At 69.6% G+C, this 23,834-nt stretch carries 17 protein-coding genes and 1 tRNA gene; 9 read left to right on the forward strand and 9 right to left on the reverse strand.

All coding sequences use genetic code 11. From position 1 onward, the window contains the following. Window positions 1-68 precede the first annotated feature (68 nt). The 8 genes from ACZ41I_RS34545 to rpmH form a co-directional block, all read right to left on the reverse strand. On the reverse strand, window positions 69-1,169 hold the full coding sequence (locus ACZ41I_RS34545; protein WP_399766831.1) for a ParB/RepB/Spo0J family partition protein: 1,101 nt from the start codon (window positions 1,167-1,169) through the stop codon (window positions 69-71). Beyond that, window positions 1,166-2,239: a ParA family protein gene (locus ACZ41I_RS34550; RefSeq protein WP_363214176.1), complete on the reverse strand. Its 1,074-nt coding sequence runs from the start codon at window positions 2,237-2,239 to the stop codon at window positions 1,166-1,168. The genes ACZ41I_RS34545 and ACZ41I_RS34550 overlap by 4 nt, the downstream gene beginning before the upstream one ends. 265 nt (window positions 2,240-2,504) lie before the next feature. Continuing rightward, window positions 2,505-3,221 (reverse strand): 16S rRNA (guanine(527)-N(7))-methyltransferase RsmG, encoded by a 717-nt coding sequence (rsmG, locus tag ACZ41I_RS34555; protein WP_363214128.1) that lies wholly within the window; start codon window positions 3,219-3,221, stop codon window positions 2,505-2,507. A gap of 117 nt (window positions 3,222-3,338) precedes the next feature. Continuing rightward, complete coding sequence (locus ACZ41I_RS34560; RefSeq protein ID WP_399766828.1) at window positions 3,339-3,851, reverse strand: protein jag; 513 nt, start codon at window positions 3,849-3,851, stop codon at window positions 3,339-3,341. A 15-nt stretch (window positions 3,852-3,866) separates the two neighbouring features. Next, complete coding sequence (gene yidC, locus ACZ41I_RS34565; RefSeq protein ID WP_468515893.1) at window positions 3,867-5,153, reverse strand: membrane protein insertase YidC; 1,287 nt, start codon at window positions 5,151-5,153, stop codon at window positions 3,867-3,869. A 3-nt stretch (window positions 5,154-5,156) separates the two neighbouring features. Then, window positions 5,157-5,522 carry a membrane protein insertion efficiency factor YidD gene (gene yidD / locus ACZ41I_RS34570; protein WP_363214132.1) on the reverse strand — a complete coding sequence of 122 codons (366 nt, stop codon included), beginning with the start codon at window positions 5,520-5,522 and terminating at the stop codon, window positions 5,157-5,159. Beyond that, entirely contained in the window at window positions 5,519-5,890 is a 372-nt protein-coding gene (gene rnpA / locus ACZ41I_RS34575) for a ribonuclease P protein component (protein ID WP_363214133.1), read from the reverse strand. Before rnpA ends, yidD begins: the two co-directional genes overlap by 4 nt. A gap of 21 nt (window positions 5,891-5,911) precedes the next feature. After that, window positions 5,912-6,049, reverse strand: a complete 138-nt coding sequence (gene rpmH / locus ACZ41I_RS34580) for a 50S ribosomal protein L34 (protein ID WP_003956500.1) — start codon at window positions 6,047-6,049, stop codon at window positions 5,912-5,914. A gap of 393 nt (window positions 6,050-6,442) precedes the next feature. On the opposite strand from rpmH, the gene dnaA reads away from it, so the two are divergent. The 9 genes from dnaA (at window position 6,443) to ACZ41I_RS34625 (ending at window position 19,360) form a co-directional block, all read left to right on the forward strand. After that, a complete protein-coding gene (dnaA, locus tag ACZ41I_RS34585; protein ID WP_468515894.1) occupies window positions 6,443-8,431 on the forward strand; it encodes a chromosomal replication initiator protein DnaA in 1,989 nt (662 codons plus the stop codon). Window positions 8,432-9,296: 865 nt separating this feature from the next. After that, the gene (gene dnaN / locus ACZ41I_RS34590; protein WP_363214135.1) at window positions 9,297-10,427 is read left to right on the forward strand and encodes a DNA polymerase III subunit beta; all 1,131 of its coding nucleotides are present in this window, start codon (window positions 9,297-9,299) and stop codon (window positions 10,425-10,427) included. A 183-nt stretch (window positions 10,428-10,610) separates the two neighbouring features. Continuing rightward, entirely contained in the window at window positions 10,611-11,486 is an 876-nt protein-coding gene (gene gnd / locus ACZ41I_RS34595; RefSeq protein WP_399766814.1) for a phosphogluconate dehydrogenase (NAD(+)-dependent, decarboxylating), read from the forward strand. A gap of 92 nt (window positions 11,487-11,578) precedes the next feature. Then, on the forward strand, window positions 11,579-12,736 hold the full coding sequence (recF, locus tag ACZ41I_RS34600) for a DNA replication/repair protein RecF (protein ID WP_363214137.1): 1,158 nt from the start codon (window positions 11,579-11,581) through the stop codon (window positions 12,734-12,736). Further along, the gene (locus tag ACZ41I_RS34605; protein ID WP_363214138.1) at window positions 12,733-13,293 is read left to right on the forward strand and encodes a DciA family protein; all 561 of its coding nucleotides are present in this window, start codon (window positions 12,733-12,735) and stop codon (window positions 13,291-13,293) included. Before recF ends, ACZ41I_RS34605 begins: the two co-directional genes overlap by 4 nt. Before the next feature lie 374 nt (window positions 13,294-13,667). Further along, window positions 13,668-15,764: a DNA topoisomerase (ATP-hydrolyzing) subunit B gene (gene gyrB, locus ACZ41I_RS34610; RefSeq protein ID WP_363214139.1), complete on the forward strand. Its 2,097-nt coding sequence runs from the start codon at window positions 13,668-13,670 to the stop codon at window positions 15,762-15,764. Window positions 15,765-15,806: 42 nt separating this feature from the next. Continuing rightward, complete coding sequence (gene gyrA / locus ACZ41I_RS34615) at window positions 15,807-18,404, forward strand: DNA gyrase subunit A (RefSeq protein WP_399766809.1); 2,598 nt, start codon at window positions 15,807-15,809, stop codon at window positions 18,402-18,404. Window positions 18,405-18,422: 18 nt separating this feature from the next. Then, window positions 18,423-19,160: a DUF3566 domain-containing protein gene (locus ACZ41I_RS34620; RefSeq protein WP_363214142.1), complete on the forward strand. Its 738-nt coding sequence runs from the start codon at window positions 18,423-18,425 to the stop codon at window positions 19,158-19,160. Between the two features lie 123 nt (window positions 19,161-19,283). Next, window positions 19,284-19,360: transfer RNA gene (locus ACZ41I_RS34625), tRNA-Ile, on the forward strand. Window positions 19,361-19,546: 186 nt separating this feature from the next. Here ACZ41I_RS34625 and ACZ41I_RS34630 read toward each other — a convergent pair. After that, a complete protein-coding gene (locus ACZ41I_RS34630) occupies window positions 19,547-23,611 on the reverse strand; it encodes an nSTAND1 domain-containing NTPase (protein WP_468515895.1) in 4,065 nt (1,354 codons plus the stop codon). Between the last annotated feature and the right edge of the window lie 223 nt (window positions 23,612-23,834).

Consider the following 23,834-nt stretch of genomic DNA (forward strand, 5'->3'; position numbering starts at 1 on the left):
AGCGGGCCGTGTCCGATACACACCGGACATGACCCGCTCCCGTTACGACCGAGTCGGTCGAGCCAGGATCAGTCGTCCTGGTCCTCCGCCACGTTCTCCTGAAGCTCGCCGTGCAGCACCGGCCCCTCGCCCGGCGCGAGCGTGCTCAGAATCCGCTGCAGATCGTCCACGGAGGCGAACTCGACGGTGATCTTGCCCTTCTTCTGACCGAGGTCGACCTTCACCCGGGTCTCGAAGCGGTCCGACAGTCGGGTCGCCAGCTCGTTCAGTGCTGGGGAGAGCCGGGAGCCGGCGCGCGGGCCCTTGGAGCGCTGAGGCTTCTGGGGCCGCGAGCCCATGAGGGTGACGATCTCCTCGACGGCTCGCACGGACAGCCCCTCGGCCACGATGCGGTGAGCCAGCCGGTCCTGCTCCTCAGAGTCCGTGACGGACAGCAGGGCTCGGGCGTGACCGGCGGAGAGGACCCCGGCGGCAACCCGCTTCTGAACCGTCGGTGAGAGCTTCAGCAGACGCAGGGTGTTGGAGACCTGGGGCCGGGAACGCCCGATCCGGTCGGCCAGCTGGTCGTGCGTGCAATTGAAGTCCTTCAGCAGCTGGTCGTAGGCGGCTGCCTCTTCCAGCGGGTTCAGCTGCGCACGGTGCAGGTTCTCCAGCAGCGCATCAAGAAGGAGCTTCTCGTCCTCCGTGGCGCGGACGATCGCCGGGATGGCCTCCAGGCCGGCCTCACGGCAGGCCCGCCAGCGGCGCTCACCCATGATCAGCTCATAGCGGCCGGGCCCCAGCTGCCGTACGACGACCGGCTGGAGGAGACCGACCTCCTTGATGGAGGTGACCAATTCATGGAGCGCGTCCTCGTCGAAGACATCACGCGGCTGCCGGGGGTTGGGAGAGATCGCGTCAAGAGGGATCTCGGCGAAGTGCGCGCCCATCGGAGGAGCCGGCGTCTCCGCGCCCGGGCTTGCCGAGGGCTCCTCGGTTTCATGTGAAACAGGCGGCAGCGTGGCCACCTTCGCCGCGGCGACTCCGCGGTCAGTCGTCAGCACCGGGACCGCTGCCGGCGAGGTGGAGGCTCCGCCTCCCAGCGCGGCCGGAGCCGGGGTCTTTTCGGTCGGTGCAGCGGGGATCAGTGCGCCGAGCCCACGGCCCAGCCCCCTCCGTCGCTCGCTCACTGGATCCCCTCCACCATGCTCGGGTCGTTCTGAGCGCCGATGTGGGCCTGGCTCGCGTCGTAGCTGATGCCAATGCCTTTCAGCGCGATTTCTCGGGCCGCCTCAAGATACGAGAGGGCACCGCTCGATCCAGGATCGTAAGTCAGCACCGTCTGCCCGTAACTCGGCGCCTCGGAGATACGGACCGAGCGGGGGATGCTCGTCCGCAGCACCTCGTCGCCGAAGTGGGTGCGCACCTCTTCGGCGACCTGGGAAGCGAGACGCGTCCGGCCGTCGTACATGGTGAGCAGGATGGTCGACACATGCAGCGTGGGGTTGAGGTGCCCCCGCACCAGGTCGACGTTGCGCAGCAGCTGGCCCAGACCCTCCAGTGCGTAGTACTCGCACTGGATCGGGATCAGGACCTCCTGGCCCGCCACCAGCGCGTTGACCGTCAGCAGGCCGAGCGAGGGCGGACAGTCGATGAGGATGTAGTCCAAGGGCTGTTCGTACGCCTGGATCGCCCGCTGCAGTCGGCTCTCCCGGGCCACCAGGGAGACCAGCTCGATCTCGGCACCGGCGAGATCGATGGTGGCGGGAGCGCAGAAGAGACCTTCCACGTCGGAGACCGGTTGGACGACCTCGGCCAGAGGCTTGCTCTCCACCAACACGTCGTAGATCGAAGGGACTTCGGCGTGGTGGTCGATGCCGAGCGCGGTGGACGCGTTGCCCTGGGGGTCGAGGTCGATCACCAGGACACGGCCGCCATGCAGAGCCAGCGAAGCGGCAAGGTTGACGGTCGTCGTCGTCTTGCCCACGCCGCCCTTCTGGTTGGCGACCACGATGACTCGGGTCTGCTCCGGTCGTGGCAGGCCTTCGCCGGCGCGGCCCAGAGCCTCCACCGCCAGTTGGGCCGCACGACCGATGGGAGTGTCGTCCATCGGAGGCGGTGTTTCACGTGAAACATCCGCCCCCATCGACTCGGTACGGGGACCGGGGACCGGATCGGTCATCGGTCCCGCGATGTTGGCGTCGGACCGCAAGGATTCACTCTCCTCGACTTCAGGCTCGCAATGAACAGAGCCTCCCATGCCTTCGGGGTCGTGAACCAGTGAGGCCTGGTGTTCTGTGGAGAAATCCACCTCTGTGGACAACTCCGTTGCCCCTCTGAGTGAACCGAGAGGCTTACGGTCGCGGGGTTCGGCCGCGGCGCGGCCACGACTGATGATGCCGTGCAGCAGTGAGCGACGTTTCACGTGAAACACGATGCACAGTGGCTGCGACCGGACCCCTGCGACACTCCGTCCTGCGTAGGTTTGGCACCTTGTGTGGAGTACGTTTCGTGGTCAGGACGGGTCAGCGACGGCGACGTGCCCGGCCCGTCCGTGCCGCCTTCGCCCGCTTCGCCGCGAACCGCACACCGCCGGGGCTCTCGCCGACCTCGACCCGCACGACGGTGGACAGCGGGTCCACCACTCCCTCGCCCACATGCAGGATGGACGTCTCCACCGCGCCGAGCTTGCTGAGTGCCGTGGCCGCGGCCTTCAGCTCCTCTTCGGCGGTGTCCCCCTTGAGCGCGAGCATCTCGCCGTAGGGACGCAGCAGCGGGATGCCCCACGTGGCCAGACGGTCCAGCGGGGCCACGGCCCGGGCGGTCACCACATGGACGGGCGGCAGCTTCCCCAGCACCTCCTCGGCACGCCCTCGCACGACCGTGACGTGATCCAGGCCGAGCAGCTCGACGACCTCGGTGAGGAAGTTGGTGCGCCGCAGCAGCGGCTCCAACAGGGTGATGTTCAGGTCGTCCCGGACCAGAGCGAGCGGAATGCCAGGCAATCCGGCGCCGGAGCCGACATCGCAGACCGTCACTCCCTCGGGGACGGCCTCGGAGAGCACCGCGCAGTTCAGCAGATGCCGCTCCCACAGGCGGGGCACTTCCCGCGGGCCGATCAGCCCACGCTGAACGCCCGCCTCGGCGAGCAGCTCCGCGTAGCGGACCGCATCGGCGAAGCGATCACCAAATACTTCCCGCGCCTGTTCGGGCGCGGGGGGAAGCTCCGCTGCCTCCGTCACGGGGACCGTCCTTCCGTACAGCGCCGGCGCTTCACGCACCGGCCACCAGAACTACCAGGCTGACAAAGTTCGGCCCCGTCTGCTCAACAGACGGGGCCGGTGAAACGTGGGGTCCGATCAGGCGGGCAGTACGACGACGAACCGCTGCGGCTCCTCGCCCTCGGACTCGCTGCGCAGTCCCACGGCCTTGACCGCGTCGTGCACGACCTTGCGTTCGAACGGAGTCATCGGCTTGAGCTTGACGGGCTCACCGGTGCTCTTCACCTCGGCGGCGGCCTTGGCGCCGATCTCGGACAGCTCGGCCCGCTTCTTGGCCCGGTAACCCGCGATGTCCAGCATCAGCCGGCTGCGGTCGCCGGTCTCCCGGTGCACGGCGAGGCGCGTCAGCTCCTGCAGTGCCTCCAGCACCTCGCCGTCCCGGCCGACCAGCTTCTGCAGGTCGCGGCTGCCGGTGTCACTGATGATCGACACGGAGGCGCGGTCGGCCTCGACATCCATGTCGATGTCGCCGTCGAGGTCGGCGATGTCCAGCAGACCCTCCAGGTAGTCCGCCGCGATCTCACCCTCCTGCTCCAGGCGGGTGAGGGTGTCTGCACCCTCGGCAGCGGCGGAGGTGGTGCCTTCCGTCACGGGATGGGCTCCTTCTTACTTCTTGGACGGGGACTTGGGCCGCTGCGGGCCACCCTTGCGCTGGCCGGACTGGGCCTTGCTGCGGGTGCCGGAGCCGGACTTCGGGGCCTGCTTGGCAGCCGCGGGCTTGGCGTCCTGCGGCTCGTCGGACTTCTCCAGCGAGGTGGACGAGGTGGTCCCGCCCGCCTGCTTGGGCCCGCCGGACTGACGCTGGGCCTTGGACTGGCGCTTGGGCTGCTGGCGCCGCGCCGCGGCGCCGGCTGCCGTCGAGGTGCTCTCCGCACCGTCTGCGGTCTCCACCTCGGCCTGGGCCACGCTCTTCACCACGGTGCCGTCGGCCTGGGCGGCGAGACCGGCCTTGTTCAGGGCGTTGATGAACTTCCGCTCGAACTCGTTGCGGTCGCGGCCCTTGGCGACGATCGCCTTGACGATGGTCTTCTCGCTGCGGCGACGGACCTTGCCGGCGTGCGTGACGTGCTTGGTCAGGCGCTCCAGGTAGGCGGCCTGGGCCTTGGAACCCGGGGTCGGGTTGTTGCGGATGACGTACATCTGCTGGCCCATGGTCCACACGTTGGTGGTCAGCCAGTAGACGAGGACACCGACCGGGAAGTTGATACCGAAGACGGCGAACATGACCGGGAAGACGTACATCAGCATCTTCTGCTGCTGCATGAACGGCGTCTTGACCGTCGTGTCGACGTTCTTCGTCATCAGCTGACGCTGCGTGTAGAACTGCGAGAACGACATCAGGACGATCATGACCGCGGTCACGACCCGGACGTCGGTCAGCGAGGCGCCGAGCGCTGCGACCGTCTCCGAGCTGTTCATGAACTTCGCGGCGAGCGGGGCGCCGAAGATGTGCGCATGACGGGCGCTGGCGAGCAGCGGCTCGTTGATGACGCCGATGGTCTTGCCCGTCGCGATGCCGTTGAGCACGTGATACAGGGCGAAGAAGAACGGGGACTGCGCCAGGATGGGAAGGCACGAGGAGAGCGGGTTGGTGCCCGTCTCCTTGTACAGCTTCATCATCTCTTCGGACTGGCGCTGCCGGTCGTTCTTGTAGCGCTCCTGGATCTTCTTCATCTCCGGCTGGAGCGTCTGCATCGCGCGCGTCGACTTGATCTGCTTCACGAAGAGCGGGATCAGGCAGATACGGATCAGGATCACCAGGGACACGATGGACAGGCCCCAGGCCCACCCGGTGTCAGGCCCGAAGATCGCCCCGTACACCTTGTGGAACTGGACGATGACCCAGGAGACGGGCCAGGTGATGAAACTGAAGAGGCTGGCAATCGTGTCCACTAATCATGCTCCTTGGGCATGGGACGAAGTCTCTGCGGCCGGGCTCGGAGGAAGCTCGGAAGAGAGCTTCTCTTCGGTGGCCGGTTCGGCGGCGGAGGGCCCGCCCCTGCGTGCACGCCAAGCGTCGCGCAGCATTTCGTGCCACCGCGGACGCTTGCGCGGCGGAACATGGTCCACACCGCCCAGCGACCACGGATTGCACCGGAGGATGCGCCAGGCGGTGAGTGCCGTTCCCTTGATCGCACCATGCCGGTCGATGGCCGTATAGCCGTAGTGGGAGCACGACGGGTAGTACTTGCACACCGGCCCCAGCAGTGGACTGATCGTCCACTGGTACAGCTTGATCAGAGCCAGCAGCGGGTACTTCATCGCGTGCCCCCTCCCAGCAGCCGCTGAAGGGCGGCATCCAGGTCTCGGGCCAGCTGTGCGTGGTCTGCGTCGCCCGCTCCGGGCAGCGCTCGTACGACTACCAGGCTACCGGGGGGAAACAGGGCGACTCGGTCACGCATCAGATGACGCAGTCTGCGCTTCACTTTGTTGCGCACGACCGCACCACCCACGGCCTTGCTCACGACGAAACCCGCACGCGTCGGGGGAGCGCTCTCCCCAGGCGCGTGCGGGTCCGTGGCACCGCTACGAAGGTGGACGACGAGAGTCGGGCGTCCTGCCCGGCGTCCTCGTCGGACCGCGGTCGCGAAGTCCTCGCGCCGCCTCAGCCGGTTCTCGGTAGGCAGCACGACGTCATGACCTGATCGAAATCAGGCGGACAGGCGGGCGCGACCCTTGCTACGGCGGGACGCGAGAATCGCGCGGCCGGCACGGGTGCGCATACGCAGCCGGAAGCCGTGGGTCTTCGCGCGACGACGGTTGTTCGGCTGGAAGGTGCGCTTGCTCACTCGGGGGCTCCAGAAAATCGGTAGTGGCGGGGTGCCGTCTTGGCTGTCACCGTGCGCCCACGAGTAGCTCGCGTCACGCCCGAGTGCACCGCTTCCCGATCACCTGACGTGATCTGTGCCCATCGGAGGCAGGCGGCAGCAGCCATCGACAACTCGACCTGGTTACGGTACGCGGGGCTACGCCATCCGGTCAAACCGAGAGTCACGGAGAGACACTATCCACAGGCTGGGGACAACAACTTGAACCGCACCCGCCGCGCTGACTACCGTGGCTGGACTCCGATTCGTTCTTTTGTCCCCCGCCCCGGCGGGTTTGACCCACCGACCACCCGATGTACACCCCGACCCGTTCCGCGATCACACGTTCGTGGGACCTGTGAGAGAGCGTGCCCTGTGGCTGACGTACCTGCCGATCTTGCCGCAGTGTGGCCACGAGTACTGGAGCAGCTCCTCGGAGAGGGCCGCGGACAGGGTGTCGAGGCGAAGGACGAACACTGGATCCGGCGCTGCCAGCCGCTCGCGCTGGTGGCGGACACCGCTCTGCTCGCCGTACCGAACGAATTCGCGAAGGGTGTCCTGGAGGGCCGTCTCGCGCCGGTCGTCAGCGAGACGCTGAGCCGCGAGTGCGGCCGCCCCATCCGCATCGCGATCACCGTGGACGACTCCGCCGGCGAGCCGCAGGCTCCCGCGGCGCCGGTGCAGCAGACGCCGAAGCCGCGCTACGAGGAGCCGGAGCTGCCGTCCGGCCCGTCGTACGAGGAACGGTCGTACGAGGAGCGGTCGTACGAGGGCTACGGCCGCCACCGCGCCGCCGAACACCCGCCTGCCGACCATCAGACCCGCGCCGACCAGCTTCCCGCCGTGCGCCCGGCCTACCCTTCCGAGTACCAGCGCCGCGAGCCCGGCAGCTGGCCGCGTCCCGCTCAGGACGAGTACGGCTGGCAGCAGCCGCGGCTCGGCTTCCCCGAGCGCGACCCGTACGCCTCGCCGTCGTCCCAGGACGCCTACGGCTCCGGTCCGGACGCCTACGGCCCGCCGTCGTCGGACTACCGCCCGCAGGGCATGGACCGGTCGCCGTACGAGCAGCAGCGCGGCGAGTACGACAGCCCGCGCGCGGACTACGACCCCGGGCGCCCCGACTATGACTCCGCGCGCCCCGAGTACGAACCGGCGCGCGCCGAGTACGACCAGCGCGACCCCGTCCGCCGTGAGCTGCCCGAGCAACCGGCGGGCGCCGGCCCGGCGCACCGCGGCGGTCCCGGCCGCCCGGACCTGCCCGCGACCGGCGGCACCGGAGCGCCCGGCCCGCTCGCCGCACAGCCCGCGCCGGCGAGCGGCCCCGGCGAGCCGACGGCACGGCTGAACCCCAAGTACCTCTTCGACACGTTCGTCATCGGCGCCTCCAACCGGTTCGCGCACGCCGCCGCCGTCGCCGTGGCCGAGGCACCGGCCAAGGCCTACAACCCGCTCTTCATCTACGGGGAGTCGGGACTCGGCAAGACGCACCTGCTGCACGCGATCGGGCACTACGCGCGCAGCCTCTACCCGGGCACGCGGGTGCGGTACGTCAGCTCGGAGGAGTTCACCAACGAGTTCATCAACTCCATCCGCGACGGCAAGGGCGACAGCTTCCGCAAGCGCTACCGCGAGATGGACATCCTGCTGGTCGACGACATCCAGTTCCTCGCGGACAAGGAGTCGACGCAGGAGGAGTTCTTCCACACCTTCAACACGCTCCACAACGCCAACAAGCAGATCGTGCTGTCCTCCGACCGGCCGCCCAAGCAGCTGGTCACGCTGGAGGACCGGCTGCGGAACCGTTTCGAGTGGGGTCTGATCACCGACGTCCAGCCGCCCGAGCTGGAGACGCGCATCGCGATCCTGCGCAAGAAGGCGGTGCAGGAGCAGCTGAACGCGCCGCCGGAGGTGCTGGAGTTCATCGCCTCCCGGATCTCCCGGAACATCCGTGAGCTGGAGGGCGCGCTGATCCGGGTGACGGCGTTCGCCTCGCTCAATCGCCAGCCGGTGGACCTGGGCCTGACCGAGATCGTCCTGAAGGACCTGATCCCCGGCGGCGAGGACACCGCGCCCGAGATCACGGCCACGGCGATCATGGCGGCCACCGCGGACTACTTCGGGCTGACGGTGGAGGATCTGTGCGGTACGTCGCGCGGGCGGGCCCTGGTCACCGCGCGGCAGATCGCCATGTACCTGTGCCGTGAGCTGACGGATCTGTCATTGCCGAAGATCGGGGCGCAGTTCGGCGGGCGCGACCATACGACCGTGATGCACGCCGACCGCAAGATCCGGGCGCTGATGGCCGAGCGGCGGTCGATCTACAACCAGGTGACCGAGCTGACCAACCGGATCAAGAACGGGTGAGGTGCGGCTGACGCCGGCTGCGCGACTGCGCCGAGGGCGCCTTCGGGATACGGATCCCGGGGGCGCCCTTCGCCATGTGGGTGCGTTCCCTGTTCGCCACCAGGTGTTCGATTTTCCGCCGGGTTACGGCTGCTCTCCACAGATTCGGGGACTTTTTTCCCTCCACATCCTGGGGACTGCGGAGTTGTCCCGAACAGCGTCCACAGGTAGTCGGCTCATACGCCGTTCGCCCAGCTCAGCAGCCTGTGGAATCGTGGATGAACGATCTCCACAGACTGTGGACAAGGGAAGGATCCACAGGCTGTGCACGGAGTTGTCCACCGACGACCCACAGGCCGACGCCGGTTGTCCCCAGCAATACCCGGCTTCTCCACATGGCTGTCCACTGTTCGGCAACGCGACGCACCCTCTCACCGCGTCGAGTGAAAGCCGTCACACGAAGGTGCCGGGTTGGGGTGTGGGAAACGTGGGTAAACCTGGGGACGCAGCTGGGGAGAACTGCCCTCAGGCTGTGGGCGGAGTGTGCAGAACTTTCTGTTCTCCACAGACACCCCTGGTTGTCCACCGCCTCCACCCACAGGCCCCGTGGACAAAATTCCGGCCCTGAGCTGGGCAAACGAGGTTATCCACGGTATCCACAGGCCCTACTACTACTCCCGACTAGAGAGAGCTCGGCAATCGTTTTGAAGCGGGGCCTGTGCACAACTCGCTGTCTCGCGCCCGACTGCCCCTAGGAGCGACTTGACCCCGACGGGCACCTACTGTCAGTGCCGTGCGTCAGACTGGTCCCCGGTGTCCTTCCCTCCGCAGTGAGCGGTGACACCGAGTCGGAGGACTCAGTAGCAACAGCAGGAGGCGGCTTACGGTGAAGATCCGGGTGGAACGCGACGTACTCGCGGAGGCAGTGGCGTGGGCGGCACGCAGCCTCCCGGCCCGTCCGCCGGCGCCTGTCCTCGCCGGCCTCCTCCTCAAGGCCGAGGACGGCCAGCTGAGCCTGTCGAGCTTCGACTACGAGGTCTCCGCGCGCGTGTCCGTGGAAGCCGAGGTCGAGGAGGAGGGCACCGTCCTCGTCTCCGGCCGGCTGCTCGCCGACATCTCCCGCGCGCTGCCCAACCGGCCGGTGGAGATTTCCACAGACGGTGTACGGGCGACGGTGGTCTGCGGGTCCTCCCGGTTCACCCTGCACACCCTGCCTGTGGAGGAGTACCCGGCGCTGCCGCAGATGCCGAACGCGACCGGTACGGTCCCCGGCGAGGTCTTCGCGGCCGCCGTCTCCCAGGTGGCCATCGCCGCCGGCCGTGACGACACGCTGCCCGTCCTCACCGGTGTGCGCATCGAGATCGAGGGCGACACGGTCACCCTGGCCTCCACCGACCGCTACCGCTTCGCCGTCCGCGAGTTCCTGTGGAAGCCGGAGAACCCGGACGCCTCCGCGGTCGCCCTGGTCCCGGCCAAGACGCTGCTGGACACCGCCAAGTCGCTCGGCGCCGGTGACAGCGTGACGCTGGCGCTGTCCGGCTCGGGCGCGGGCGAGGGCCTGATCGGTTTCGAGGGCGCCGGGCGTCGTACGACCACGCGGCTGCTGGAGGGCGACCTGCCGAAGTACCGCACGCTGTTCCCGACCGAGTTCAACTCCGTCGCCGTGATCGAGACCGCACCCTTCGTGGAGGCCGTCAAGCGTGTGGCGCTGGTGGCCGAGCGCAACACCCCGGTGCGACTGAGCTTCGAGAAGGGTGTGCTGATCCTGGAGGCCGGGTCCAGCGACGACGCACAGGCTGTGGAAAGGGTCGACGCCCAGCTGGACGGCGACGACATCTCCATCGCCTTCAACCCGACGTTCCTGCTGGACGGTCTGAGCGCGATCGACTCCCCGGTGGCCCAGCTGTCGTTCACGACGTCCACGAAGCCGGCGCTCCTCAGTGGGAAGCCGGCGGTGGATGCCGAGGCCGACGACGCGTACAAGTACCTGATCATGCCGGTGCGGCTGAGCGGCTGAGCGGCCGACCTTTTTCCACAGCTGTGCATGGTGCCGGGTGCTCTCACGGGTGCCCGGCACCGCAGGTCAGGGGCGTAACGCATGAGCGGGTATGCCCACAACTGTGCGTGACTGGGCGGGTTTAGGCTCGCCTTCGGCACCTCGTGCCTCTCACGCCACACAGCGACCTAAGGAACACAACTGATGGAGCTCGGTCTCGTCGGCCTCGGCAAGATGGGCGGCAACATGCGCGAGCGGATCCGCCGCGCGGGCCACACCGTCATCGGATACGACCGCAACGCGGACCTCGCGGATGTCCACAGCCTGGAAGAGCTTGTGGGCAAGCTCAGCGGTCCGCGCGTGGTCTGGGTGATGGTCCCGGCCGGCGAGCCCACCCAGTCGACCATCGACCAGCTCGCCGAGCTGCTGGAGCCCGGCGACGTGGTCGTGGACGGCGGCAACTCCCGCTGGACGGACGACGAGCGGCACGCCGAGGAGCTGGCGGCCAAGGGCATAGGCTTCGTCGACTGCGGTGTCTCCGGCGGCGTGTGGGGCCTGGAGAACGGGTACGCGCTGATGTACGGCGGCGACGCCGAGAACGTCGCCAAGGTGCAGCCGGTCTTCGACGCGCTGAAGCCGGCGGGCGACTTCGGCTCGGTGCACGCCGGCAAGGTCGGCGCGGGCCACTTCGCGAAGATGGTCCACAACGGCATCGAATACGCGATGATGCAGGCGTACGCCGAGGGCTGGGAGCTGCTGGAGAAGGTCGACTCCGTCACGGACGTCCGCGAGGTGTTCCGCTCGTGGCAGGAGGGCACCGTCATCCGGTCCTGGCTGCTGGACCTCGCCGTCAACGCCCTCGACGAGGACGAGCACCTGGAGGGCCTGCGCGGTTATGCACAGGACTCCGGTGAGGGACGCTGGACCGTGGAGGCCGCGATCGACCACGCGGTGCCGCTGCCGGCGATCACCGCGTCGCTGTTCGCGCGGTTCGCCTCCCGGCAGGAGGACTCGCCGCAGATGAAGATGATCGCCGCGCTGCGCAACCAGTTCGGCGGTCACGCCGTAGAGAAGAAGTAGTCCACAAGGACCCGCAGGGATCCACAGGGCCGCCCCGTGAGGCCCGGGATCCACAGTCCATCAGCACTCTGGGGAAGGCCGGCGGAACGACCATGCACGTCACGCATCTTTCGCTGGCCGACTTCCGCTCGTACGCCCGGGCCGAGGTTCCGCTCGATCCGGGGGTCACCGCATTCGTCGGCCCGAACGGGCAGGGCAAGACCAATCTGGTGGAGGCGGTCGGATACCTCGCCACCCTCGGCAGCCACCGGGTCGCCTCCGACGCCCCCCTCGTCCGCATGGGCGCCGAGCGCGCCGTCATCCGGGCGCAGGTCCGCCAGGGCGACCGGCAGCAGCTGGTCGAGCTGGAGCTGAACCCCGGCAGGGCCAACCGTGCCCGCATCAACCGGTCCTCGCAGGTCAGACCGAGGGACGTGCTGGGGATCGTACGGACCGTGCTGTTCGCGCCCGAGGATCTCGCCCTCGTCAAAGGCGACCCGGGGGAACGGCGGCGGTTCCTCGACGAGCTGATCACCGCCCGGTCACCGCGCATGGCCGGGGTGCGCTCCGACTACGAGCGCGTGCTCAAGCAGCGGAACACCCTGCTCAAGACGGCCGCCCTGGCGCGTCGGCACGGCGCGCGGAGGGGGGCACCTGCCGGGCGGGCGGATTCGAGCCCGGGGGCGGATCTGTCCACGCTCGACGTGTGGGACCAGCATCTGGCGCGTGCGGGCGCCGAGCTGCTCGCGCAGCGGCTGGACCTGATCGCCGCGCTGCAGCCGCTGGCCGACAAGGCGTACGAGCAGCTGGCCCCCGGCGGCGGGCCGCTGGCGCTGGAGTACAAGCCGTCCGCGCCCGGCGAGGCCCATACGCGCGAGGACCTCTACACCCAGCTGATGGCGGCCCTGGCCGAGGCGCGCAAGCAGGAGATCGAGCGCGGTGTCACCCTTGTCGGCCCGCACCGGGACGATGTGATTCTCAAACTCGGTCAGCTGCCGGCCAAGGGGTACGCCTCGCACGGCGAGTCCTGGTCCTACGCGCTCGCTCTGCGGCTGGCCTCCTACGACCTGCTGCGGGCCGAGGGCAACGAACCGGTGCTGGTCCTGGACGACGTCTTCGCCGAGCTGGACACGCGCCGCCGCGAGCGGCTGGCCGAGCTGGTCGCGCCCGGTGAGCAGGTGCTGGTCACCGCGGCCGTGGACGACGACGTACCGCATGTGCTGGCCGGGGCGCGGTACGCCGTGTCCGGCGGGACGGTGGAGCGCGTATGAGCACCGGCGAACCCGCTCCCGGGAAGGCTCCGGGACCCACCCCGCAGAACGTTCCGGAACCCTCCGGCGTCGACCTCGCGCGCGTGGCGTTGCGCGCGGCGAAGGAACAGGCACGCGCGCGGGGTGACGCGGCGCGGCAGAAGAAGCAGGCGCGGCGCGGCGGTGGGCTGCGCTCCGGTGCGCGCGCCGACGGGCGCGACCCCATGGCGCTGGGTGCCGCGATCAACCGGCTGCTGACCGAGCGCGGCTGGGAGACCCCCGCGGCGGTGGGCGGTGTGATGGGCCGCTGGCCGCAGATCGTCGGCGAGGACCTGGCCAAGCACTGTGTGCCGCAGCGGTACGACGAGGACGAGCGGGTGCTGGTCGTGAGCTGCGACTCGACGGCCTGGGCGACCCAGCTGCGCCACCTCGCGCCCGCGCTGGTCGCCCGCCTCAACGAGGACCTGGGGCACGGCACCGTGCGGATGATCAAGGTGCTCAATCCGGGCGGTCCGGCCCGCCGCTACGGTCCGCTGCGGGCTCCGGGGAGCTCCGGGCCCGGCGATACGTACGGGTGACGTACATCACGTTGGAGCGGGGGGCCGTGCCGTGTGCCTGCCGCCGTATCACAGGTGTGGACGGCCGTCGTGGCGCGGGCGGACGGCCATCTGACCCCCCGGTAGCCAAGGGTTGACGGCTCGAAGCGCTGAGTGCCGCTGTGAGCCCCTTGGAGCCCCCATCCGTATATCGGGACCCGGTCGAGGCCGGTTCAGGGCGGCACATGGGGACTCAGGTACCGGCAAACCCCCATCGATGTCAGAGCTACCGGTAGACTGGAAGACAATCCCGCCCCATCGTGGGGACCGCCCGGGAAAAGCTGAGCAACGCTGATCAAGGCTTACCAACGCAACATGCCGCAGCCGCTCCGGCAACCTGCCGACGAGCCCGGCTCGTGCTGTGCCAGAAAGGGCGCTTCGTGGCCGATTCCGGCAACCCCAACGAGAACATCCCGTCCACCGACGCCGGCGTGCACGGCGAGCCCGCCGAGGCCCCCGTGAACAGCGAGGCAGCAGCCTCCGCCTCCTACGACGCCAGCGCCATCACCGTGCTCGAAGGGCTGGACGCGGTCCGCAAGCGGCCCGGCATGTACATCGGTTCCACGGGCGAGCGCGGTCTGCACCACCTGGTGTACGAGGTCGTCGACAACTCCGTCGACGAGGCGCTGGCCGGGTACGCGGACACGATCGACGTCACGATCCTCGCCGACGGCGGCGTCCGGGTCGTCGACAACGGCCGTGGCATCCCGGTGGGCATCGTGCCCTCCGAGGGCAAGCCGGCCGTCGAGGTCGTGCTGACCGTGCTGCACGCCGGCGGCAAGTTCGGCGGCGGCGGTTACGCCGTCTCCGGCGGTCTGCACGGTGTGGGCGTGTCCGTCGTGAACGCGCTGTCCACGAAGGTCGCCGTCGAGGTGAGGACGGACGGCCACCGGTGGACGCAGGACTACAAGATGGGCGTCCCGACGGCCCCGCTCGCCCAGCACGAGGCGACCGAGCGGACCGGCACGTCGGTCACCTTCTGGGCCGACCCGGAGATCTTCGAGACCACCGAGTACTCCTTCGAGACGCTGTCGCGGCGTTTCCAGGAGATGGCGTTCCTCAACAAGGGTTTGACGATCAAACTCACCGACGAGCGCGAGTCCGCGAAGGCCACCAGCGGCGCGGACGAGGCGGGTGCGGACGAGAAGGCCGAGGTCAAGACCGTCACGTACTACTACGAGGGCGGCATCGTCGACTTCGTGAAGTACCTCAACTCCCGCAAGGGAGAGGCGGTTCACCCCACCGTCATCGACCTGGAGGCGGAGGACAAGGACAAGAGCCTGTCCCTCGAGGTCGCGATGCAGTGGAACAGCGGCTACACCGAGGGCGTGTACTCCTTCGCGAACATCATCCACACGCACGAGGGCGGTACCCACGAAGAGGGCTTCCGCGCCGCGCTGACGTCGCTGATCAACAAGTACGCGCGCGACAAGAAGCTGCTGCGCGAGAAGGACGACAACCTCACCGGTGACGACATCCGCGAGGGTCTGACCGCGATCATCTCGGTCAAGCTGAGCGAGCCTCAGTTCGAGGGCCAGACGAAGACCAAGCTGGGCAACACGGAGGCCAAGACCTTCGTGCAGAAGGCGGTCTACGAGCACCTCAACGACTGGCTGGACCGCAACCCGGTCGAGGCCGCGGACATCATCCGCAAGGGCATCCAGGCGGCCACCGCGCGCGTGGCGGCCCGCAAGGCCCGCGACCTGACCCGCCGCAAGGGCCTGCTGGAGTCGGCGTCCCTGCCCGGCAAGCTCTCCGACTGCCAGTCGAACGACCCCACCAAGTGCGAGATCTTCATCGTCGAGGGTGACTCCGCCGGCGGCTCGGCCAAGTCCGGCCGCAACCCGCAGTACCAGGCGATCCTCCCGATCCGCGGCAAGATCCTGAACGTGGAGAAGGCCAGGATCGACAAGATCCTGCAGAACCAGGAGATCCAGGCGCTGATCTCGGCCTTCGGCACGGGTGTGCACGAGGACTTCGACATCGAGAAGCTCCGCTATCACAAGATCATCCTGATGGCGGACGCCGACGTCGACGGCCAGCACATCAGCACCCTGCTGCTGACCTTCCTGTTCCGCTTCATGCGGCCGCTGGTCGAGGCCGGGCACGTGTACCTGTCCCGTCCCCCGCTGTACAAGATCAAGTGGGGCCGGGACGACGTGGAGTACGCCTACTCGGACCGCGAGCGCGACGCACTGATCGAGATGGGCCGCCAGCGCGGCAAGCGTGTCCGTGAGGACTCGATCCAGCGCTTCAAGGGTCTCGGCGAGATGAACGCCGAGGAGCTGCGCGTGACCACGATGGACCAGGAGCACCGGGTCCTGGGCCAGGTCACCCTGGACGACGCCGCCCAGGCCGACGACCTGTTCTCGGTCCTGATGGGCGAGGACGTCGAGGCCCGGCGCCAGTTCATCCAGCGCAACGCCAAGGACGTCCGCTTCCTCGACATCTGAGTCGGTCTCAGCTGACCGCACCAGGAAGGATCTTCACCAGCAATGGCCGACGAGAACACTCCGCAAAGCCCTGAGACCGAGGGCGGCGAACTCGCGATGCGCGTCGAGCCCGTCGGGCTCGAGACGGAGATGCAGCGTTCGTACCTGGACTACGCGATGTCCGTCATCGTGTCCCGTGCGCTGCCGGACGTCCGGGACGGTCTCAAGCCCGTCCACCGGCGCGTGCTGTACGCGATGTACGACGGCGGCTACCGCCCCGAGCGCGGCTTCTACAAGTGCGCCCGCGTGGTCGGCGACGTCATGGGCAACTACCACCCGCACGGCGACAGTTCGATCTACGACGCGCTGGTGCGCCTCGCCCAGCCGTGGTCGATGCGGATGCCGCTGGTGGACTCCAACGGCAACTTCGGCTCCCCGGGCAACGACCCCGCGGCCGCCATGCGGTACACCGAGTGCAAGATGGCGCCGCTGTCGATGGAGATGGTCCGTGACATCGACGAGGAGACCGTCGACTTCACGGACAACTACGACGGCCGCTCCCAGGAGCCGACGGTCCTGCCGGCCCGCTTCCCGAACCTGCTGATCAACGGCTCGGCCGGTATCGCGGTCGGCATGGCGACCAACATCCCGCCGCACAACCTGCGCGAGGTCGCCGCCGGCGCCCAGTGGTACCTGGAGAACCCCGAGGTCTCGCACGAGGAGCTGCTGGACGCGCTCATGGAGCGCATCAAGGGCCCCGACTTCCCGACCGGCGCGCTCGTCGTCGGCCGCAAGGGCATCGAGGAGGCGTACCGCACAGGGCGCGGCTCCATCACGATGCGCGCGGTGGTCGAGGTCGAGGAGATCCAGGGCCGGCAGTGCCTGGTGGTCACCGAGCTGCCGTACCAGGTGAACCCGGACAACCTGGCGCAGAAGATCGCCGACCTGGTGAAGGACGGCAAGATCGGCGGCATCGCGGACGTCCGTGACGAGACCAGCTCCCGCACGGGCCAGCGCCTCGTCATCGTCCTCAAGCGGGACGCGGTCGCCAAGGTCGTGCTGAACAACCTGTACAAGCACACCGACCTGCAGACGAACTTCGGCGCGAACATGCTGGCGCTGGTGGACGGGGTACCGCGCACCCTCTCGCTGGACGCGTTCATCCGGCACTGGGTGACGCACCAGATCGAGGTCATCGTCCGCCGCACCCGTTTCCGGCTGCGCAAGGCGGAGGAGCGCGCGCACATCCTGCGCGGCCTCCTCAAGGCCCTGGACGCCATCGACGAGGTCATCGCGCTGATCCGGCGCAGTGAGACCGTCGATGTCGCGCGCACCGGCCTGATGGACCTGCTGGAGATCGACGAGATCCAGGCCAACGCGATCCTGGAGATGCAGCTGCGGCGCCTGGCGGCCCTGGAGCGGCAGAAGATCGTCCAGGAGCACGACGAACTCCAGGCGAAGATCAACGAGTACAACGAGATCCTCGCCTCCCCGGTCCGCCAGCGCGGGATCGTCAGCGAGGAGCTGGCCGCGATCGTCGAGAAGTACGGCGACGACCGCGCGACCAAGCTGATCCCGTACGAGGGCGACATGTCCATCGAGGACCTGATCGCCGAGGAGGACATCGTCGTCACGGTCACGCGCGGCGGCTATGTCAAGCGGACCAAGACGGACGACTACCGGGCGCAGAAGCGCGGCGGCAAGGGCGTGCGCGGCACGAAGCTGAAGGAAGACGACATCGTCGACCACTTCTTCGTCTCCACCACCCACCACTGGCTGCTGTTCTTCACCAACAAGGGCCGGGTGTACCGGGCGAAGGCGTACGAGCTGCCCGAGGCCGGCCGGGACGCGCGCGGACAGCACGTGGCCAACCTGCTGGCCTTCCAGCCGGACGAGGCGATCGCCGAGATCCTCGCGATCCGGGACTACGAGGCGGCGCCGTACCTGGTGCTGGCCACCAAGTCCGGTCTGGTCAAGAAGACGCCTCTGAAGGATTACGATTCGCCCCGCTCCGGCGGCGTGATCGCGATCAACCTGCGCGAGCGCGAGGACGGAACGGACGACGAGCTGATCGGTGCCGAGCTGGTCTCGGCCGACGACGATCTGCTTCTGATCAGCAAGAAGGCACAGTCGATCCGGTTCACCGCCTCGGACGAGTCCCTGCGCCCGATGGGCCGCGCCACCTCCGGCGTCAAGGGGATGAGTTTCCGTGAAGGCGATGAACTTCTGTCGATGAATGTTGTTCGACCCGGTACGTTCGTGTTCACTGCCACCGACGGTGGGTACGCGAAGCGGACCGCCGTCGACGAGTACCGCGTCCAGGGCCGCGGCGGCCTCGGCATCAAGGCCGCCAAGATCGTGGAGGACCGCGGTTCGCTCGTCGGCGCGCTGGTCGTCGAGGAGAGTGACGAGATCCTCGCGATCACCCTCTCCGGCGGTGTGATTCGCACGCGAGTCAGCGAGGTCAGGGAGACGGGCCGTGACACCATGGGCGTCCAACTGATCAACCTGGGCAAGCGCGATGCCGTGGTCGGTATCGCACGTAACGCCGAGGCGGGGCGCGAGGCGGAGGAAGTCGACGGCGACGTGGCCGTGGACGAGACCGCCGAAGGTGCCGCGACCACCGGCACGGACGAGGGTGAGGCACCCTCGGCCGAGTAGCACGAGGAGTGAGTCATCGTGAGCGGAGCCACGGGCGCCGGATCGGCCGGTACCTCCACGGGTACGGAAACGGACGGCGGCGGCCGTGGCTCCGCCGCGAACGGGACGGGTGCGGGGAGCATGGCCGACCCGCACACGACCAACCTGAAGCCGGTGCAGGTGTCCGGTACGGACTCCGCCGGCACGTCTGGACCCCAGGGGGGCACTGTGACGGACACCCGAGGACCGGCCGCGGCCGGCGAGGCCCAGCAGCCGGCGTCCCCGCTCCCCGGTGAGCGGCGCCCGGAGCAGCCCGCCGGGCCGTACCACCCGCCGCAGGCCTATCCGGCGCAGGCCCCGGCCGGCGCCGTACGCCGCCCCCGCACCGGCGCGCGCACGGCCCCGCGCACCCGCAAGGCCCGGCTGCGCGTGGCCAAGGCCGACCCGTGGTCGGTGATGAAGGTCAGCTTCCTGCTCTCCATCGCGCTCGGCATCTGCACGATCGTCGCCTCGGCGGTGCTGTGGATGGTCATGGACGCGATGGGCGTGTTCTCGACGGTGGGCGGCACGATCTCGGAGGCGACCGGCTCGAACGAGGCGAACGGCTTCGATCTCCAGGCGTTCCTGTCGCTCCCCCACGTGCTGATGTTCACGACGGTCATCGCGGTCATCGACGTGGTCCTGGCCACGGCGCTCGCGACACTCGGCGCGTTCGTCTACAACCTCTCCGCGGGCTTCGTGGGCGGCATCGAGCTGACCCTGGCGGAGGACGAGTGACCGCCTTCCGACGCCCTGCGGGTTCCTGACCTGACGGTCCCCCGACAACCGATTTTGGGACTGACGTGGTCGTGCGCTAATCTTCAGGAGTCAGCGCGCGGAACACACACCGCAAAGCGCGGCGGGGCTATAGCTCAGTTGGTTAGAGCGCATCCCTGATAAGGATGAGGCCACAGGTTCAAATCCTGTTAGCCCCACCAGTTCGAAGACCCCCAGCCGGTATCGGTTCGGGGGTCTTCGGCATTCGAGGGCCCGGCCCCGCACGGGAACAGAAAAGGCCCGACCGCTGGCGACGGGGGATGCACCAGCGATCGGGCTGTGGCCAAGGGTAACAAGCCTCGGCGCCTGGCGGGGGAAGTCGGGCAGGAATAAGCCAGATTGGTCGATCAGTGGCCGCAGGGCGGATCGTAGGAGAGGCGGGGCAGGTACTCGTGCCACTTCTGCGGGGTCAGTACGCCCCGGGTGACCGCGCAGATGTGCTCGATCGCCGCGTCGGCGTCCAGGCTCCACAGGCGGACCGTGCCGGTGCCGCTGGAGACCCCGAGGACGTTGCTCCTGGGGCTGAAGGACAGGAACGTGCCCGACCTGGCGTTGGGGCCCATCGACTGACCGATGGGGGTCGCCGAGGCGGGGTGGCCGACGTTCCACAGCCGGTCCGTGTTGTCGTTGCCGCCGCTGGCCAGCACGTGCCCGTCCGGGCTGAACGTCAGCAACTTGACCGCTTCCGTGTGGCCGACGAGCGGCGCACCCAGCCCGCGCGCCGCGGCGGGGTGGCCGACGTTCCACAGCCGGACCGTGTCGTCGTCACTGCCGCTGGCCAGAACCTGCCCGTCCGGACTGAACGCGATCGCGTTGACCGGTCCTGTGTGGTCCGTGAGCCGGCCGAGCGCGGTCGCCCGGGCCGGATCGGTGACGTTCCAGAGGCGGACCGTGCTGTCCGCGCTGCCGGAGGCGAGGGTCCGGCCGTCGGGGCTGAAGGCGAGCGCGTTGACGTAGCCGCGGTGACCCGTCAGCGGCTTGCCGAGCGCGGCGGGGTGCCCGGGGCGGGTGACGTCCCACAGCTGGACGGTGGTGTCGTCGTAGGCCGTGGCCAGGGTGCGGCCGTCCGGGCTGAAGGCGAGCGTGGCCGGCCCCGCGAAGCGCGTCCGCAGCATGATGGGTGATCCGGCGGCGACCGGGTGGGACGGATCGCTGACGTTCCACAGGTACACCGCATGGTCGTAGGTGAGGACGGCGAGGACGCGGCCGTCGGGGGAGAACCGCAGCGCACGATGGCCGGCGTCCCCCTGCATGAACGGTTTGCTCAGCAGCACCGGCCGGTCGGGCCGCGTCACGTTCCACAGCCGGAGCCTGCCGTCCCGCGCCGCCGTGCCCAGCACCCGTCCGTCCGGCCGGAACGCGCCGGTGCGGCCGACGATGTCCGAGGTCGGCAGCGACCACAGACGCACCTTGCTGTCGCCGCTGCCGGTGGCCAGGGTCCGCCCGTCGGGGCTGAACCCCAGGGCGTACATCTCCCCGCTGCTGCCCGCGAGCGGCCCCCCGACCTGCGACGGGGACGAGGGGTCGCTGACGTCCCACAGGCTCGCCGTGCTGTCCGCGCTCGCGGCGGCCAGTCTGCTGCCGTCCGGGCTGAAGGCCACCGACCAGATCGGCCCGGTGTGGCCGGCCAGCGGTGAGCCGAGCGCGGACGGGCGGGCGGGATCGGTGACGTTCCACAGCCGGATCGTGTCGTCCGCGCTGCCGGAGGCGAGGGTACGCCCGTCGGGGCTGAACGCCACCGAGTGCACGAGGTCCGTGTGGCCCTTCAGCGCGCTGCGGTACTGCTTCGGGTGGCGCGGGTCGGCGGTGTTCCACAGCAGGATCGTGTCGTCGTCACCACCCGCTGCGAGGGTGTGCCCGTCCGGGCTGAACGCGACGCTGCGCGCCGCGGCGCTGTGCCCGCGCAGGGCGCCGAGCGCACTGGGCCGGTGCGGGTCGGTCACGTTCCACAGCCGGACCGTGTGGTCTTCGCCGGCCGAGGCCAGCGTGTGTCCGTCGGGACTGAAGGCGACCAGGTAGATCGTGCCCCGGTGCCCGGCGAGCGGCTCGCCCAGCGCCTTCGGCCGGGCGGGGTCGGTCACGTCCCACAGCCGGATCGTGCCGTCGTCGCCGGCGCTCGCGAGAGTGTGGCCGTCCGGGCTGAAGACGGCACTGCTCACCCAGCTGGTGTGGCCGGTCAGCGGCTTGCCGAGCGGCTCGGGGCGGCTGCGGTCGGCCACGTTCCACAGCCGGACGGTCCGGTCGTAGCTGGCCGTGGCCAGGGTCTTGCCGTCGGGGCTGAACGAGGTCAGGTAGACGGCACCGGTGTGGCCGGACAGCGGGGTGGCCAGCGGCGCGTTGAGGATCGAGATCAGCCTGCTGTACGTCCCCTCGTCGTCCGGGCGCAGCCGATGGGCGACCAGATCGAGCTGGGCGGCCAGGGAGGGATCCGTGCGCTCGACCCGGTCGGCCTCGGCGACCACCTGCTCGAACACGGCGTCGTCCCGCTGCTTCCAGGCGATCACCGCCGTACCGCCCGCGACCAGGGCCAGTGCCACCAGCGCCGCCACCGCGGCGCGGCTGAGCCACACCGAGCGCTTGCGCAGCCGGACCGCCGCGGCCAGGAACTCCACCGCGCTGCGGGTCAGATACGTGTCCCCGGCCGACCTCGCCCAGCTGCGCGCCTGCTCCAGCCGGGAACCCCGGTAGAGCAGCGAGCTGTCCCGGCCCGAGTCCTCCCAGGCCCGGCCGTCCTCCTCCAGCCGCTGGCGCAGCAGCTGGTCGCCCCGGTCGTCGTCGATCCAGTGCCGCAGCCGGGGCCAGGCGTGCAGCAGCGCCTCATGGGTGATCTCCACGGTGTCGGCGTCCAGCGTCACCAGCCGGGCTTGTACGAGGGCCTCCAGGGACTCCTCCGTCTTGCCGGGGTCCGCCGACTCCTGCGCCAGCTGCCGCCGGGTGCCCCGCCGCCGGGTGGCCTGGGTGTCCTCGCCCAGCCGGACCAGCCGCAGCAGGAGCAGCCGGGCGGCCGTACGGGCCGCGGGGTCGAGCCCCGACCAGGCACGCTCGGCGGTCGCCGCGACGGCCCCCTGGATCCCGCCCGCCGCCCGGTAGCCGGCCAGTGTCAGGCGTCCGGCCTTGCGGCGCTGCCAGGTGGCGAGCAGGGCGTGCGAGAGCAGCGGCAGCACGCCCGCGTCGTGCGCGCCGCGCGGGCCGTCGGCGCTCACCTCGCGGACGATCAGCTCGGCGAGCCCCGGTTCCAGCTCCAGCCCCACCGCCTTGGCCGGTCCGGTCACCGCCTCGCGCAGTTCGGCGCTGGTCAGCGGGCCGAGCACCATGTGCCGGTGCTGGAGGGCGTCGGCGAGCTCCGGGTAGCCGAGGCACTGCTCGTAGAAGTCGGCGCGGATGCCGAGGACGACGAGCACCGGGGCGGCCCCGCCCGTGCCGGCGGGCGGGGTGCAGGCGGCGTGCAGGAGCTGGAGGAACGTACGCCGGTCCGCCTCGTCGGGGCAGAGGGTGAACGCCTCCTCGAACTGGTCCACGATGACGACCGGCCGGCTCTCGCCGCTCCCCTCGCGGCGCGCCCACGCCGCCATGGCCTCCCGCGCCGCCTGCGCCACGCGCGGAGAGTCGGAGCCGGGAACCGCCAGATTCTCCGTGGCCTCCTGCTCGGCCCGGCGCGCGTCGGCGGCGACGGCGGTGAGGTCGGGGACACGGCGCACCAGCTCACCCAGGGGGTCGGCGCCGGGCACGAGATGCAGCACGCAGTCGGCGGTGCCCTCCCCGGGGGGCCCGAGCGCTGCGCCGGTGCCCTGGCCGTCGCGCAGGGCGCCGCCGCGGACGGCGGGGACCAGGCCGGCGTTCAGCAGGGACGACTTACCGGCTCCCGAGGCGCCCACCAGCATCACCAGGCCGCCGGTCCGCTCCGCGGCGCGCAGCTGGGCGACGAGCGCGCTCGTGCTCCGTTCCCGGCCGAAGAACCAGCGGGCGTCCTCCTGCCGGTACGGCGCCAGCCCGCGGTAGGGGCACACGCCTCCGGCGACGGACGGGGCCTGGGCGGGCGGCGGCCGGTTCTCCTCGGCGGGCGGTGCCGGCCGGTCACCGACCGGGTCGGCCAGCGCGCGCTCCCACAGCCGCTGCCAGTGCGCGAGGTCGTACAGGCCCGTGGACACGGGCGCGGGCCGCAGTCGCCGCGCCTCCGGGATCAGGATGTGCAGCACCGCCGCGAGGGCGGTGAACTGGGCGGGCACGTTCTTGGCCCGGCGCCAGTCGCTGATCCGCTGCGCGGACACCCGCACGGGCCGCCCGCGCTCGTCGATCCGCTGCAGCCGTACGACGGCCTCGGCGACGCTCTTGAGGGGAGGGTTTCCAGCCTCCTTGTACAGCAGCGCGAGCCGCTCGGCGAAAGCTGTGCGTGTCCCTGAGTCGGAACTCAAGGTCCCACCCCTTTACTTTCCCCCCGCATCTGGACGTCCGGACCGGAAAACCCACCCTATACGTCTGACCTGCGGAGAAGCACGGGGCACAGTGGCCGCGGTCTCCTCGTTGCGGGCAACAGATGGCAGGATCCGGACCCGTCGGCGGACGCCGTGCACACCGTCCGGACAGGCCACGGACCTGCGCTCGGAGAGACAGTCCATGACACCGATGCATCTCGGC

It is taken from the genome of Streptomyces sp. NPDC030799 (genome assembly GCF_055572255.1).

Bases quoted from the DNA above. Each gene is read 5' to 3' on its own strand.
- recF (WP_363214137.1), top strand. From the start codon at position 11,579: ATGCACGTCACGCATCTTTCGCTGGCCGACTTCCGCTCGTACGCCCGG.
- yidD (WP_363214132.1), bottom strand. From the start codon at position 5,522: ATGAAGTACCCGCTGCTGGCTCTGATCAAGCTGTACCAGTGGACGATC.
- ACZ41I_RS34605 (WP_363214138.1), top strand. From the start codon at position 12,733: ATGAGCACCGGCGAACCCGCTCCCGGGAAGGCTCCGGGACCCACCCCG.
- gyrA (WP_399766809.1), top strand. From the start codon at position 15,807: ATGGCCGACGAGAACACTCCGCAAAGCCCTGAGACCGAGGGCGGCGAA.
- ACZ41I_RS34550 (WP_363214176.1), bottom strand. From the start codon at position 2,239: ATGGGAGGCTCTGTTCATTGCGAGCCTGAAGTCGAGGAGAGTGAATCC.
- gnd (WP_399766814.1), top strand. From the start codon at position 10,611: ATGGAGCTCGGTCTCGTCGGCCTCGGCAAGATGGGCGGCAACATGCGC.